Genomic DNA, 14,415 nt, shown 5'->3' on the forward strand with positions numbered 1-14,415 from the left:
GCAGATGGTTATACCATATTCTACGCAAATTACCTGTGATCATTTGAAAATTGTCTGCGCTCAGGCAAAATGCCGGAAAACAGACTGAGAATATCCTGATATGAAAGTAGCTATTTTAGGCGCCAACGGGCGTATGGGACGTGTGCTGATTGAAGCATTACGTGAAAATGACGATGCAGATTTATCTGTTGCCACGGTCCGTGATGACTCACCATGGGTAGGCATCGATGTTGGCGAACTCGCCGGGATCGGTACGCAGGGCATTGCCTGCAGTGCGATTTCATCACTGAACCCTGACGATGTTGATGTGGTGATTGATTTTACCTTACCGGCCGCATTCGACAGCAATCTGGCCTGGTGCACAGAGCACAAAAAGCCGGTTGTCATTGGTACCACAGGTTTGTCGCAGGACCAGTTAAAGGCGCTGGACGAAGCAGCAAAAACAATCCCGCTGGTTTTCGCGGCGAATTACAGCGTGGGCGTAAACGTCATGCTGTCGCTGGTGAAGCAGGCGGCTAAAGCTCTGGGCAATACAGCAGATATTGAGATCCTTGAAGCACATCACCGCTTTAAGCAGGATGCACCATCAGGCACGGCTATGGCTATCGGTGAAGCGATTGCAGATACTTTAGGTCGAAACTTGCAAGAATGTGCTGTTTACGGTCGTGAAGGGAAAGAACCGCCCCGTGAACATCAAACTATCGGTTTTGCCACCGTTAGAGCCGGTGATATTGTGGGAGAACACACCGCATTGTTTGCTGATCTGGGCGAGCGTCTGGAAATTACGCATAAAGCGTCGAGTCGTTTAACCTTCGCCAAAGGCGCAGTACATGCGGCTTTGTGGCTGTCGGGTAAGCAAAATGGACGTTATGGCATGAATGATGTCATTGGACTGGCGTAATTATTCATCAGATAAATAGGCTTTTCTGAGGTTAGACGCTGAAAAATCAGTTAATGAGGTGTTTTTCATGTTTTTCTAAATTTGAATTAGACCTTTGCTGATTACTCCTATATAATACTTGGAATTTGCCAAAATTTAGCGTTCCGGCCTGTCCGGGTCGCGTTTTATTAGCTGCAAAGTATCGTAAACGGGAAGTAAAATTATTGTTACCTCCCGTTTTTTGTGGGGTTTATTCATGCCACTGAATAAACCGTCGGTTATCCTTAATCTGGAGGTTGACTTGGCTAATTCTGCCCTTTTGGTGTTAGAGGATGGTTCAGTTTTTAAAGGTACGGCAATTGGTGCCACTGGTTCTGCCGTTGGGGAAGTTGTTTTTAATACTTCCATGACAGGCTATCAGGAAATCATCACCGACCCGTCATACGCTGAACAAATCATTACACTTACTTACCCCCATATCGGTAATACCGGTACCAATTCTGAAGACGTCGAAGCAGACAAAATCTGGTCTAAAGGTCTAATCATTCGTGACCTTCCCCTCGTAGCCAGTAATTTTCGAAACCAACAAACATTATCTGAATACCTCGAAGCCAAAGGCGTAGTAGGTATTGCGGATATCGATACCCGTCGTTTAACCCGTATCCTTCGTGACAAAGGTGCGCAGAACGGTTGTATCATCTGCGGTGACGATTTAGATGAAGCCAAAGCATTAGACGCTGCTAAGGGGTTCCCGGGCTTAAAAGGCATGGACTTGGCCAAAGTAGTTAGCACTAAGGAAGTGAAAACCTGGACCGAAGGCACGTGGGTGCTGGGTGAAGGCTATGTAACGCCAGCGGAAGCGAAATACCATGTTGTTGCATACGACTACGGCGTGAAGAACAACATCTTACGTATGTTTGCAGACCGTGGCTGTAAAGTGACGTTGGTGCCGGCGCAAACGCCTGCTGCTGACGTACTGGCTCTGAATCCGGATGGTGTGTTTTTATCAAATGGCCCCGGCGACCCTGAGCCGTGTGACTACGCCATTGAAGCGATTAAAACCATTCTTGAAAAAGACATTCCGGTATTCGGTATTTGTCTGGGTCACCAGTTACTGGCACTGGCCAGCGGTGCTAAGACGGTCAAAATGAAGTTTGGTCACCACGGTGCTAACCACCCGGTGAAAGACCTTAAGAAAGGTACAGTGATGATCACCAGCCAGAACCACGGTTTTGCTGTTGATGAATCTACGTTGCCGGATAACTTAGAAGTTACTCATATTTCATTGTTCGATAAGTCGTTGCAGGGTATTCACCGTACCGACAAACCTGCGTTCAGCTTCCAGGGCCACCCTGAAGCGAGCCCTGGTCCGCACGAAGCGGCTGATCTGTTTGATCATTTCATCGACCTTATTGAACAATCAAAACAGTAGGAACTAGCCGACAATGCCAAAACGTACTGACATAAAAAGTATTCTGATTCTGGGTGCCGGCCCTATCGTTATCGGCCAGGCCTGTGAATTTGACTATTCCGGCGCACAAGCCTGTAAGGCACTGCGCGAAGAGGGTTACCGCGTCATTCTGGTAAACTCTAACCCTGCGACTATCATGACCGACCCTGAAATGGCTGATGCAACCTACATCGAGCCGATTCACTGGGAAGTGGTACGCAAAATCATCGAAAAAGAACGTCCTGATGTGGTACTGCCTACCATGGGCGGCCAGACTGCACTGAACTGTGCGCTGGATCTTGAGCGTGAAGGCGTACTGAAAGAGTTCAACGTTGAACTGATTGGTGCAACGGCTGACGCTATCGATAAAGCGGAAGACCGTGAGCGCTTTGATAAAGCGATGAAGTCTATCGGTCTGGAATGTCCCCGTGCGGAAATTGCTCACTCTATGGAGCAGGCCCACGATGTACTCAGCCGCATCGGTTTCCCTTGTATCATCCGTCCGTCGTTCACCATGGGTGGAACCGGTGGCGGTATCGCATACAACATTGACGAGTTCAATGAAATCTGTACCCGCGGTCTTGACCTTTCTCCTACCAATGAGCTGCTTATTGATGAGTCGCTGATTGGCTGGAAAGAGTACGAGATGGAAGTGGTTCGCGATAAAAACGATAACTGTATTATCGTTTGTACTATTGAAAACTTCGATGCCATGGGTGTTCACACCGGTGACTCTATCACTGTTGCACCGGCGCAAACGCTGACCGACAAAGAATTCCAGATCATGCGTAACGCGGCCATGGCCGTATTGCGCGAAATCGGTGTTGAAACCGGCGGTTCAAACGTACAGTTCGGTGTGGATCCGAAGACTGGCCGTATGGTTATCATCGAGATGAACCCGCGCGTATCACGTTCTTCAGCACTGGCATCAAAAGCAACCGGCTTCCCGATTGCAAAAGTGGCTGCCAAGCTGGCTGTGGGTTACACCCTGGACGAACTGGCTAACGATATTACCGGTGGCCTGACGCCGGCATCTTTCGAGCCGTCTATCGACTACGTTGTGACTAAGATTCCACGCTTTAACTTCGAAAAATTTGCCGGTGCGAACGACCGTCTTACCACACAGATGAAGTCTGTAGGCGAAGTGATGGCGATTGGCCGTAATCAGCAGGAATCACTGCAGAAAGCATTACGTGGTCTGGAAGTGGGCGCGACGGGTCTGAACCCGATTCTGGACCCGCAGGACGACGAAGCCATGAGCAAGCTCAAGTATGAGCTGCAAAACCCGGGCGCTGAGCGTATCTGGTACATCGGTGATGCTTTCCGTATGGGTATGAGCGTTGAGGAAGTGTTCTCTTACACCAATGTAGACCGCTGGTATCTGGTACAGCTAGAAGAACTGATTAAACTGGAAAACCAGGTGGCAGAGCAGGGCGTAAGCGCACTGACTGAAGATTTCACCCGTGCGCTGAAGCGTAAAGGTTTCTCTGATGCCCGTCTGGCTGAGCTGACTAACGTAGCAGAAAGCGACATCCGCGACATCCGCCGTGGCTTCGGTATCTCTCCGGTGTATAAGCGTGTTGATACCTGTGCTGCTGAATTCTCAACCAGCACTGCGTATATGTACTCCACATATGACGAAGAATGTGAAGCTGCACCAACGGATAAAGATAAAATCATGGTACTGGGCGGTGGTCCTAACCGTATCGGTCAGGGTATCGAATTCGATTACTGCTGTGTGCACGCTGCGCTGTCTATGCGTGAAGACGGCTACGAAACCATCATGGTTAACTGTAACCCTGAAACGGTTTCTACCGACTACGACACATCAGACCGTCTGTACTTCGAACCGGTAACGTTAGAAGACGTGCTGGAAATCGTTGCAAAAGAACAGCCTAAAGGCGTGATTGTTCAGTACGGTGGTCAGACACCACTGAAACTGGCCCGTGCCCTTGAAGCGAACGGTGTACCAATTATCGGTACGTCTCCGGAAGCTATTGACCGTGCAGAAGACCGTGAGCGCTTCCAGCACATGGTGAACAAGCTGGGTCTTAAGCAGCCGGCTAACGCAACTGTTACCAACATTGAACAGGCTCTGGCCCGTGCAGAAGAAATCGGCTTCCCGCTGGTTGTTCGTCCTTCATACGTTCTGGGTGGGCGTGCGATGGAAATCGTGTACGACCTGAAAGATCTGAAACGTTACCTGAACGAAGCGGTTAAAGTGTCTAACGACGCCCCTGTACTGCTGGACCGTTTTCTTGACGACGCGATTGAAGTCGACATCGACGCTATCTGTGACGGCACTGAAGTGGTTATCGGCGGCATCATGGAGCATATTGAACAAGCCGGTGTTCACTCTGGTGACTCTGCCTGTTCACTACCTTCACACTCTCTGCCAAAAGATATTCAGGACACCATGCGTAAGCAGGTTCGTGATATGGCGTTAGAGCTGGGTGTTGTGGGTCTGATGAATACACAGTTTGCTATCAAAGACGGCGAAGTTTACCTGATTGAAGTGAACCCCCGAGCTGCCCGTACCGTACCTTTCGTATCTAAAGCGACAGGTGTACCGCTGGCGAAGGTTGCTGCCCGCTGTATGGCCGGTCAGTCACTGCAGTCTCAGGGTGTGACGGAAGAAATCATTCCGCCGTTCTACTCTGTAAAAGAAGTGGTACTGCCATTTGCTAAGTTCCAGGGTGTTGACCCGCTGTTAGGCCCTGAAATGCGCTCTACCGGTGAGGTTATGGGTGTGGGTGATACCTTCGAAGAAGCGTATGCTAAAGCCAACCTGGGTGCCAGTGCGCCGCTGCCAAGAGAAGGCAAAGCGTTACTGTCTGTACGTAACAATGACAAAGCCCGTGTTGTCGACCTTGCCAAAGCAATGATCGAAGCCGGCTTTAAGATTGAAGCGACCAGCGGTACTGCGAAGAGCCTGATTGATGCGGGTGTTGAATGTACTGTAGTAAATAAGGTGTCTGAAGGACGTCCTAACATCGTTGATTCAATTAAAAACGGTGAATACAGCTATATCATCAACACCACGGAAGGCCGCCAGGCAATCACGGATTCTGTATACATTCGACGTGAAGCGTTAGTGAATAAAATCACTTACACCACAACAATGAATGCAGCATTCGCTACGATTCGTGCAAAATCTGCTGATGACCGTAACAAGGTTTCATCAGTGCAGGAACTGCATGCCCGTATTAATGCCTGATGACAGTTGTGTGAAATTGCGCTATTCTGCGCAATCAATATTTTAGAAAAGTGCGCCGGTTGGCGCACTTTTTTTAACTCAGCGATCAAAAGGTCAGCAGACCAGTCAAAATAAGTGAGAAACACCATGAGTCAGTATCCGATGACCGCTCGTGGCGCAGAGTTATTGCGCAAAGAATTAAATGAATTAAAAACAGTGACCCGCCCGCGAATTATCGCTTCTATTGCCGAAGCACGTGAGCACGGCGACCTGAAAGAGAATGCCGAGTATCATGCTGCGCGCGAAGAGCAGAGTTTCTGTGAAGGTCGTATTCAGGACATCGAAGGAAAGTTATCTAACGCGCAAATCATCGATGTTACCAAAATGGATAATACCGGTAAGGTCATTTTTGGTACTACAGTTACCATTATGAATCTGGAAACTGATGCTGAAACCACTTACCGCATCGTGGGTGATGATGAAGCTGATATCAAAAATAATCTGATTTCAGTGAATTCTCCTATCGCCCGTGGTCTTATCGGTAAAGAACTGGATGATGTGGTAAATATCCAGACACCGGCAGGCACTGTCGAGTTTGAAATCACCGAAGTGGAATATATCTGATATTGATGGCGGAAAGTCTCTGGCTTTCCGCTTCCTTTAACCAACGCCCTCAGCGGATAAAGCCGCAACGGCAAATGATGTGTAGTACGGTACCGTTCGTGAAACATTCATTATTACTTTTAGTCCTGATATTACTCAGTGGCTGCTCACGGATGGTAGCAGAGCGCATCGAATCACCCGCGCAATTAATTCACTACGAACAGGCCACACTGGACCAGATGTATGCCCAATGGGGCGTGGTTGAGAAGCAGTGGTGTAGTGAGCGCTCATCCTATTGTATTCCTTATAAAGATGGCGGTGCTGTTACCCGTCAGCTTCCCAGTATGTCTTTTACCGTATCGCGGGATTTTGGTAACCAGTTCAGCTTTTTGAAGGAAGTGACGATTACTCCCCGTGATGTCGGGCAGTTTTCCGGCACCGTTGTTTTACTTCACGGTTACGGTGCGAAAAAAGAAAGCTGGATGAGTACCGGTTTCTATTTTCAGGCATTGGGATTCCGCGTCATTGAACCTGATTTAATGGGGCAGGGCGAGTCCTCTGCACCACTGGGGTTTGGTGTGCGTGATGCAGACTTACTTGCCGAGTTTATCGACCACACCGTGGATATCACTGAAGAGCCTGTTTATCTCGTTGGTCACTCCATGGGCGCTTTAGCTGCGGTGAAAACAGCCAGAAAGCTGGAGTCCGTGGCCGGACTGGTATTACTGGCCCCTATGGACCGGTTTGACCGCGCTACCATTGGTGTCGCCCATACATTTAAACCCCGTTTAAGCAAGCTGGTACCAGATTCATCTATTCGTGCCGGCGCAGAACTGGCGCTGAAACGGGCAGGGCTCTCTGTTGAGCAGACAGATATGTTTGCAGATTTACCTGCGCTGAATGTGCCTATTCTCACCTACGGTTCAGATCAGGATCTCGTTAGTAACATTCGCCGTGTCAACGGCTGGTCAAAGCTGGCAAACGTTACCCGAATCGTAAATGATGACGAAACGCATATGTCAGTCATCGGGATCAGCGATACCGAACATCAGGTGTTGATGAACTGGCTGGAGCATGCGGGTAATCACCGGCCTGCACTGTCTGCTGCACGCACCGCTCAGTAAAACTGTCGTTTATTCTCTTTCTGTGCAGGCTTTCCCTGCCTGCACTCGTCGTCTTTTCTTCATTTAAAAAGCCTTTTTACGCTTTATTTACGATATAATGCATCGATGTGGCGCAAATGGAGATGCAGAACAAATAATTACGGAAAAATAAAAGGTTTATGCCGGTGTGGAAATCACACCTTACTATGAGTTTTCTGATAAACGACGTTGTCTCAGGACTGCAGGGTTTATGAGAGAGTTTCATCCTTTTGCGCACTGGTAAGGAAGTATTGCTTTAGATGTCTGCCAGACGGAGAACCAGTCGTGCGCGACACCATCCGTATAATTATAAGTTTGTCTTTCCTGATTTCAGGAAGCGTTAATGCGTTGTCTTACACCAGTCTTGACAGTTGTCTTGCCAGTGCTGTGGACTGTAAAAATGAAACCCGTCAGTTACTGAAAAATACTGCTGCCGGAAGCCGGGATTGGTACATGTTGATGTACTACAACCTGTCTGCACGGTGGGATTTGGATAACCTGTCTCTGACCCGTCAGGAACTCAGCGGTTATGCTGACATGACGGATGCCCCTGATGTCTTCAAAATTGTGGTTTACACCATTTATGCCAAGAAGCTGTTAAGTAGCGGTGAGACAGAGCAGGGAACAGAATACGCTCATCTTGCCCGCGATTTAATTATGCGTTCGGCAGAGTATGCCCCTGATCCACGGCGTCTTGCAGAACTCATTATTCTTCACAACTACCTCAAAGATTATGACGCTGCCAGCGAGCTGGCTGACTGGGCGGTAAGGCGTACTGAAAATATTCGTAATCCTGATGCTAAAGCGCCTTTGCATATGGCAATCGCACACGTAGCATTATTTATAAAGGATTACGACAAAGCACTGCAATTCTACGGCTATGTGGCCGAAGCGCATGAGCATAAGAATGAGCCGCTACAGCTTTCTAATGCTTACAGTAGTCTGGGTGTTGTCTATCTGCACAAAGAAGAATATAAGCAGGCCCGGTATTATTTGAAGCAGGCGGGTCATGCCCTTGACCAGGCGCTGGGTACGTATGAAACGGGCGATAAAACTTATATCCGGCTGAGACTGGCGGAACTGGACTTTATCGAAGATAAGAAAGAGGCTGCTATCGCCGCGCTTGCTAAGATAGATCCCGGTAAAGTGCATAAACATCATATGCCACTTTACCGGAAATTACAGACACAAGCCGGTCAGTCTCCGCCGCCGATGGAAATGCGCTGAGGCTTTTTCGCTTCAGGGATAAGACGTTGTAAATCAATATGCAGCAGGCCGAGTTCCATATCGGCCGCAATCACTTTTACGTTGTCACCTAACTGGAACTTACGTTCAAAACCCCGCTCAGAAATGCCCTTGTGCAGGAATTTGCGCTCTGCCTGTTTAGGGTCTGCCAGCTTTTTACCGGCAATCCGTAAGGTATTGTCCTGCACTTCCACAATCACGTCCTGCTGACTGAAACCCGCTACAGCCATGGTGATGCGGTACTTAAACTCGTCAATCAGTTCAATGTTGTACGGCGGATAGCTGCTTTGCTTTTCTGCGCGGTTGGCAGCTTCAATCAAGGTAGCCAAATGGTCTGAGCCGATAAAAGAGCGGTAAAGGGGAGTTAAGTCGATAGTAGGCATACCTGTCCTGTTAAGCAAAAGGCGTAAGTTCCCGTAACGGGCAACATAAATGGCCGGCCTTTTAATTAAGCACCAGCCTGTAATGGTTTAATTATGTCAGAAAGCGGCACCGGCGGCGAGTGGGAAAGTTGCCGCCGGCAGGAAGGGTTACATCGCGAGGGATTTGACGATTTGTCCGTTTTTGACCACCAGGCCTACATCTTCCATCAGCGCCATGTCATCAAGGGGGTTACCTTTTACCGCAATGACGTCGGCTTTCCGGCCCGCCTCAATACTGCCAAGTGATTCCTGTTGTTTCAGTAGTGTAGCCGAATTAATGGTGGCAGCCTGAATGGCCTGCATGGGTGTCATACCCCAGGTCACCATGCGGGCGAACTGTTTGCCATTGTCCCCGTGAGGGTAAACACCGGCATCCGAACCGAATACCATGTTGACGCCGGCCTTCACCGCTTTTCGGAAATTCTCCCGTTGTTTGGTGCCTACAATGCGTTCTTTTGCGAGGCTTTCCGGCAGAATACCGGCCTTTTCACCCTCGCCGAGAATGTATTCTGTGACGTACACGTCCATGGAAAAGTACGTGCCGTGCTTTTTCGCCAGTTCGATGGCTTCATCATCCAGCAAACTGACATGTTCTACAGAGTCCACGCCGGAACGGATTGCCGCTTTTATGCCGCTGGTGCCGTGAGCATGTGTGGCCACGGTGAGGCCGCGTAAATGGGCTTCTTCAATCAGTGCCTGCATTTCTTCTTCGGTGTACTGCCGGGCACCGACTTTTGTACCTTTAGATAAAACACCACCGGTGGCGCAGAACTTAATAACGGTAGCGCCGTATTTGATGTTTTCACGTACTTTCTTGCGTACTTCCCACGGACCATCAGCAACGCCTTCGCTTTTATCGTGATAGCCATAGGGGAGAAGATTATTGTCGCAATGACCTCCGGTCACACCCAGTGAAGGGCCGGCCACAAACATGCGCGGTCCCTGAACATCACCGTCATTGATGGCATCACGCAGCGCCACATCAGTAAAACCGGGTGCGCCAACGTTCCGGACCGTGGTGAAACCCGCCATCAGAGTATCTTTTGCATGTTTAACACCAGTAATAGCCGCACGGGGAACGGAAACAGACAGCGATGAATAGCCGTGTTTTGTGGGGTCGCTGGTCAGATGAACGTGCATGTCCATCAAACCCGGCATTAATGTGTAATCACCCAGTGCCATGACTTCAGCGTTGTCCGGTATGGCAATTTTTTTGCTGTGGCCGGCCTGAACAATCACATCATCTTCGATAATCACCACGGCGGATTCGATAACCTTACCGGCTTTCACATCGACCATGCGATCTGCGGTAATAACAAGGGGATTAGCCAGCGTAAATAAACTGGTAAGCGCCAGCGAACCGGCCATCATGTATGTGTGTATTCTTTTGATTTTCATTGGTATTTCCGGAACTGTCCTGTCAACAGCCATACTTTACCCAATCAGCGGGAAATTTGGCTGACAATTATCGCAAAAAAGAGGAAGAAGAACGTGTACTTGTGCCTCAGAAAGGCACAAGCACGCAGTCAGCAGGGTTAATGAGTGCGTCTGAGATACAGCGCAACACAAAGCAGTAAACCGCTGACAAACCATACCGGTATATCTCCGGCGCGGTTGTATGGTGTAAGTCCATGTTTGGCTGCCACGTCAGACACCAGGCTGCCAGCTTCAAACTGCGGCAGGACAGAGGTTACATCGCCCTTTTCATTAATAAACGCGGTAATACCATTGTTGGTTGCCCTCAGTACCGGCCGGCCGGTTTCAATTGCCCTCATACGGGCAATATCCAGATGTTGTGCCGGACCGTGAGAGTGACCAAACCAGGCGTCATTACTTACCGTGATAATCATGTCTGTATCGCTGTGAACATTGGCCGAAACCTGACGGGGAAAGGCTATTTCAAAGCAAATTGCCGGTGCCAGGCGGATCCCGTTGGCTATCAGGTTTGTTTGTTCAAAGTCTCCGCGGGAAAATGAAGACATAGGTAAATCAAACAACGGGGCCAGTGGTCTTAATATGTCTTCAAAAGGCACAAATTCACCGATGGGCAGCAGGTGATGCTTGGCATACCGGTTGGCATGGAAATAATGGTAACGGGCCTGCGTATCGTCCGGTGTTTTGCGGCCGAGCACCAGCAGATTATTCCAGGCTTCTTCAGACTCCCAGTTGTAATTAACAATACCGGTTATGAGTGCTGTGTTTGTGCTCACTGCCTGGCGGTCCATGGCTTGCAGAAAGTCTGTCGCCATCAGTTCCAGTTTGGGTACAGCAGCTTCAGGCCATATCACCAGATCGTTGTCCCACAACGGCGTGGTTAAACCACGGTATTTTTCCATGGTGGGAATATCCTGCTCCGGTACCCAGCGCAGTGACTGGGCAATATTTCCCTGTACCATGGCAACTGAGTGTACGCCGGCAGTTTCCACCCAGTTAACTTTCTTCAGCAGCCAGCCTGATACCAGGCTAACTGTAAAAATAACCGCTATCGCCGGCCATTGGGTTCTGACTTTGAATACTGCCAGTGCTGCTGCGAGGGCAATAATAATCGCTGTAATGCCGGTTTCACCGGCTACCGGCGCCCAGCCTGCCAGCGGACTGTTGATTTGGCTGTAGCCCACCGATAACCAGGGGAATCCACTCAGCATCCAGCTTCTCAGCCATTCAGCAACGACCCAGAGAAATGGCAGGGCAAGTGGCCATAACCTGGCAGGAAACCAGCGTCTTGCAGCCCAGAGCGCAATGGCAGGATACAATGCAAGATACCCGCACAGGATGAGCATGAGTCCTACTGACAACACCACAGGCAAGCCGCCAAAATCAGCAATACTGACATGCACCCAGCTGATGCCGGCACCAAACCAGCCCAGACCGAACAACCAGCCGGTTAAGAAGGGACGTTGCGTTTTTACCAGTTGGCGGATGGCCAGGGCCAGCGCCACGAACGTGACAGGCCAGAGCGAAAACGGGGCATAGGCAAAGGTTAAACTGGCACCGCTAAACAGTGCCAACAGATAGGGAATAAACGCTTTCAGGGGAGATTACTCCATGGAGGGTACGGTAACCTTGAGCTGCACCAGACGGCGCTTGTCGGAGTTGGTAATTTTGAAGTGAATATCGCTGACGGTAATTTCGTCACCGGTTTCCGGCATGTGCCCGAATGCTTTCAGTACAATACCGCCGATCGTATCAGCTTCTTCTTCATCGAATGTGGTCTTGAAAAACTCATTGAAGTCATCCACCGGCGTTAATGCTTTAACGGTGTAGGTAGATTTATTCAGCGGTTTAATGTCGTCTGTACCGTTTTCGTCGATGTCATATTCATCTTCAATTTCACCGACAATCAGTTCCAGAATGTCTTCAATGGTAACCAGGCCGGATACACCACCATATTCGTCCACAACAATGGCCATGTGGTAGCGTTGCTGGCGGAATTCTTTGAGCAGTACGTCCACCCGTTTACTTTCCGGCACAATGACCGCCGGACGAAGTACATCTTTTAACTCAAAGGCCTTATCCGGACTGAATGCATAGCTGAGCAGATCTTTTGCCAGTAAAATACCTTCGATATGGTCTTTGTCTTCGCTGATAACAGGAAAGCGGGAGTGGGCTGTGTCCAGAATTTTAGGCAGAAACTCTTCTACCTTCTGGTCGATATCAATAGTAGTCATTTGCGTTCTGGGGATCATGATATCCCGTACGCGCATTTCGTTGACACCGATAACGCCTTCAATCATTTCTCTGGTCTGGGGGTCAATCAGTTCCCGTTGTTCGGCTTCTGTAATAACGTCTACCAGATCTTCCTTACTTCTCGGCTCGCCGGAAAATGTCAGTCTTAATTTATCTAACCAACTTTTGTTCGTCGAGCCGTTGGTAGAGTGAGGGCTGTCTTCGCTCATAATCGTCTTTTGTAGTGTGTGAAATATAAAAGTTAAAGATCCCGGTAAGGATCGTCAATGGATAATTGCGCTAAAATCTCAATTTCCAGAGATTCCATTTCTTCGGCTTCCTCATCATCGATGTGGTCGTAGCCTATCAGATGCAGGATACCGTGCACCACCATGTGGGCATAATGGTTGGCTACCGGCTTATGCTGCTCTTGAGCTTCACGGCTGATAACCGGCGCACAAATGACCAGGTCACCGAGCAGATTCAGCGGTACACCCGGCGGGCACTCAAAGGGAAATGACAGTACATTGGTCGGCTTATCTTTACCGCGGTAATCTCTGTTGAGGGTTTGTGATTCTTCTTCATCTACAAAGCGGATGGTCAGTTCTTTATCGCTGATATCCAGTTGAGAGAAGATGGTGTTGGCCCAGAGAGAAAGTTGAACTTCTGTTGGAATGTGCGCCGAAACGGAGTCTTCCGGCGCATAAGCTTGCTGAAAATCGATGACTGCCGTCACGGCTTGTCCTTACTGTCGTCACCGGTATTTTGCTGCTTTTCCTGTTCGGCGGCAGCACGTTTTGCCTGACGGATTTTTTCCTGCTCACCATCAAACTTCTCATAAGCCTGTACGATTCTGGCCACCACAGGGTGACGCACAACGTCTTCAGCTTTAAAGAAGTTAAATGAAATGTCAGATACACCTTCCAGTACTTCAATACTGTTTCTCAGCCCTGAACGCACGCCACGGGGCAGGTCGACCTGGGTGATGTCACCGGTGATCACCGCTTTAGAATTAAAACCAATACGGGTTAAGAACATTTTCATTTGTTCAGTGGTGGTATTCTGGCTTTCATCCAGAATGATAAACGCATCGTTCAGTGTACGGCCACGCATATAAGCCAGCGGCGCAACTTCGATTACGTTGCGTTCCATCAGTTTTTCTACCTTTTCGAAGCCAAGCATTTCAAACAGGGCATCGTAAAGGGGACGCAGATACGGGTCGACTTTCTGAGACAAATCACCCGGCAGGAAACCCAGTTTTTCACCGGCTTCAACAGCAGGGCGGGTAAGCAGAATACGGCGTACTTCCTGACGTTCAAGGGCATCAACTGCACAGGCCACAGCCAGATAGGTTTTACCCGTACCGGCAGGGCCGATACCGAACGTAATATCATGATTAACCACGTTAGCAACATATTGTGCCTGGTTCGGATTACGGGGCTTAATGACCCCCCGTTTGGTTTTGATATTAACTTCTTTGCCGTAAACCGTTGATTCACTGCGTTCCGGGAAACGGGCTTCCTGAATGGCCAGGTGTACCTGCTCCGGCTCCAGTTGCGGGATAAGGCCTTTAACAGGCTGAGTTTCGATATACAGTAACTTGAGCAGCTCTGCTACACCGTTGGCCTGAAGGGCCTCGCCTGACACTTTAAAGGCGTTATTACGGTAACTGATTTCTACACCAAGCCTGCGTTCGATTTGTTTGATGTTGTCATCAAACGGGCCGCACAGGCTGGACAGACGTTTATTGTCAGCAGGTTCTAATATGACTTCGTTGCTTACCAGAGTACTCAAGTTATGCTATTCCTCGC

At 49.2% G+C, this 14,415-nt stretch carries 12 protein-coding genes; 6 read left to right on the forward strand and 6 right to left on the reverse strand.

Annotated elements, in window-relative coordinates; translation table 11 throughout:
* The first annotated feature begins 100 nt into the window (after positions 1 to 100).
* The 6 genes from dapB (at position 101) to ACXAGR_RS15465 (ending at position 8,498) form a co-directional block, all read left to right on the forward strand.
* Positions 101 to 901: a 4-hydroxy-tetrahydrodipicolinate reductase gene (dapB, locus tag ACXAGR_RS15440; RefSeq protein WP_474844514.1), complete on the forward strand. Its 801-nt coding sequence runs from the start codon at positions 101 to 103 to the stop codon at positions 899 to 901.
* 280 nt (positions 902 to 1,181) lie between these two features.
* On the forward strand, positions 1,182 to 2,312 hold the full coding sequence (gene carA / locus ACXAGR_RS15445; protein WP_474851634.1) for a glutamine-hydrolyzing carbamoyl-phosphate synthase small subunit: 1,131 nt from the start codon (positions 1,182 to 1,184) through the stop codon (positions 2,310 to 2,312).
* 13 nt (positions 2,313 to 2,325) lie between these two features.
* Complete coding sequence (carB, locus tag ACXAGR_RS15450; RefSeq protein WP_474844513.1) at positions 2,326 to 5,547, forward strand: carbamoyl-phosphate synthase large subunit; 3,222 nt, start codon at positions 2,326 to 2,328, stop codon at positions 5,545 to 5,547.
* Positions 5,548 to 5,673: 126 nt separating this feature from the next.
* Complete coding sequence (gene greA / locus ACXAGR_RS15455; RefSeq protein ID WP_119501775.1) at positions 5,674 to 6,150, forward strand: transcription elongation factor GreA; 477 nt, start codon at positions 5,674 to 5,676, stop codon at positions 6,148 to 6,150.
* Positions 6,151 to 6,248: 98 nt separating this feature from the next.
* Complete coding sequence (locus ACXAGR_RS15460; protein WP_474844512.1) at positions 6,249 to 7,253, forward strand: alpha/beta hydrolase; 1,005 nt, start codon at positions 6,249 to 6,251, stop codon at positions 7,251 to 7,253.
* 303 nt (positions 7,254 to 7,556) lie between these two features.
* Positions 7,557 to 8,498, forward strand: a complete 942-nt coding sequence (locus ACXAGR_RS15465; RefSeq protein WP_474844511.1) for a tetratricopeptide repeat protein — start codon at positions 7,557 to 7,559, stop codon at positions 8,496 to 8,498.
* Here ACXAGR_RS15465 and ACXAGR_RS15470 read toward each other — a convergent pair.
* The 6 genes from ACXAGR_RS15470 to ACXAGR_RS15495 all read right to left on the reverse strand — a co-directional run bounded on the left by ACXAGR_RS15470 (position 8,468) and on the right by ACXAGR_RS15495 (position 14,398).
* A complete protein-coding gene (locus ACXAGR_RS15470; RefSeq protein ID WP_349587512.1) occupies positions 8,468 to 8,899 on the reverse strand; it encodes an Hsp20 family protein in 432 nt (143 codons plus the stop codon). The genes ACXAGR_RS15465 and ACXAGR_RS15470 overlap by 31 nt on opposite strands.
* A 147-nt stretch (positions 8,900 to 9,046) precedes the next feature.
* Positions 9,047 to 10,309: a Xaa-Pro dipeptidase gene (locus tag ACXAGR_RS15475; RefSeq protein WP_474851636.1), complete on the reverse strand. Its 1,263-nt coding sequence runs from the start codon at positions 10,307 to 10,309 to the stop codon at positions 9,047 to 9,049.
* 164 nt (positions 10,310 to 10,473) lie between these two features.
* A complete protein-coding gene (gene lnt, locus ACXAGR_RS15480; protein ID WP_474851638.1) occupies positions 10,474 to 11,940 on the reverse strand; it encodes an apolipoprotein N-acyltransferase in 1,467 nt (488 codons plus the stop codon).
* Positions 11,941 to 11,976: 36 nt separating this feature from the next.
* Positions 11,977 to 12,834: an HlyC/CorC family transporter gene (locus ACXAGR_RS15485; protein ID WP_119501769.1), complete on the reverse strand. Its 858-nt coding sequence runs from the start codon at positions 12,832 to 12,834 to the stop codon at positions 11,977 to 11,979.
* A gap of 32 nt (positions 12,835 to 12,866) precedes the next feature.
* Entirely contained in the window at positions 12,867 to 13,280 is a 414-nt protein-coding gene (gene ybeY / locus ACXAGR_RS15490) for an rRNA maturation RNase YbeY (RefSeq protein WP_474844538.1), read from the reverse strand.
* Between the two features lie 56 nt (positions 13,281 to 13,336).
* The gene (locus tag ACXAGR_RS15495) at positions 13,337 to 14,398 is read right to left on the reverse strand and encodes a PhoH family protein (RefSeq protein WP_474851186.1); all 1,062 of its coding nucleotides are present in this window, start codon (positions 14,396 to 14,398) and stop codon (positions 13,337 to 13,339) included.
* Positions 14,399 to 14,415 lie beyond the last annotated feature (17 nt).

The sequence above is a fragment of the Alteromonas sp. ABH4_457 genome, assembly GCF_056160625.1.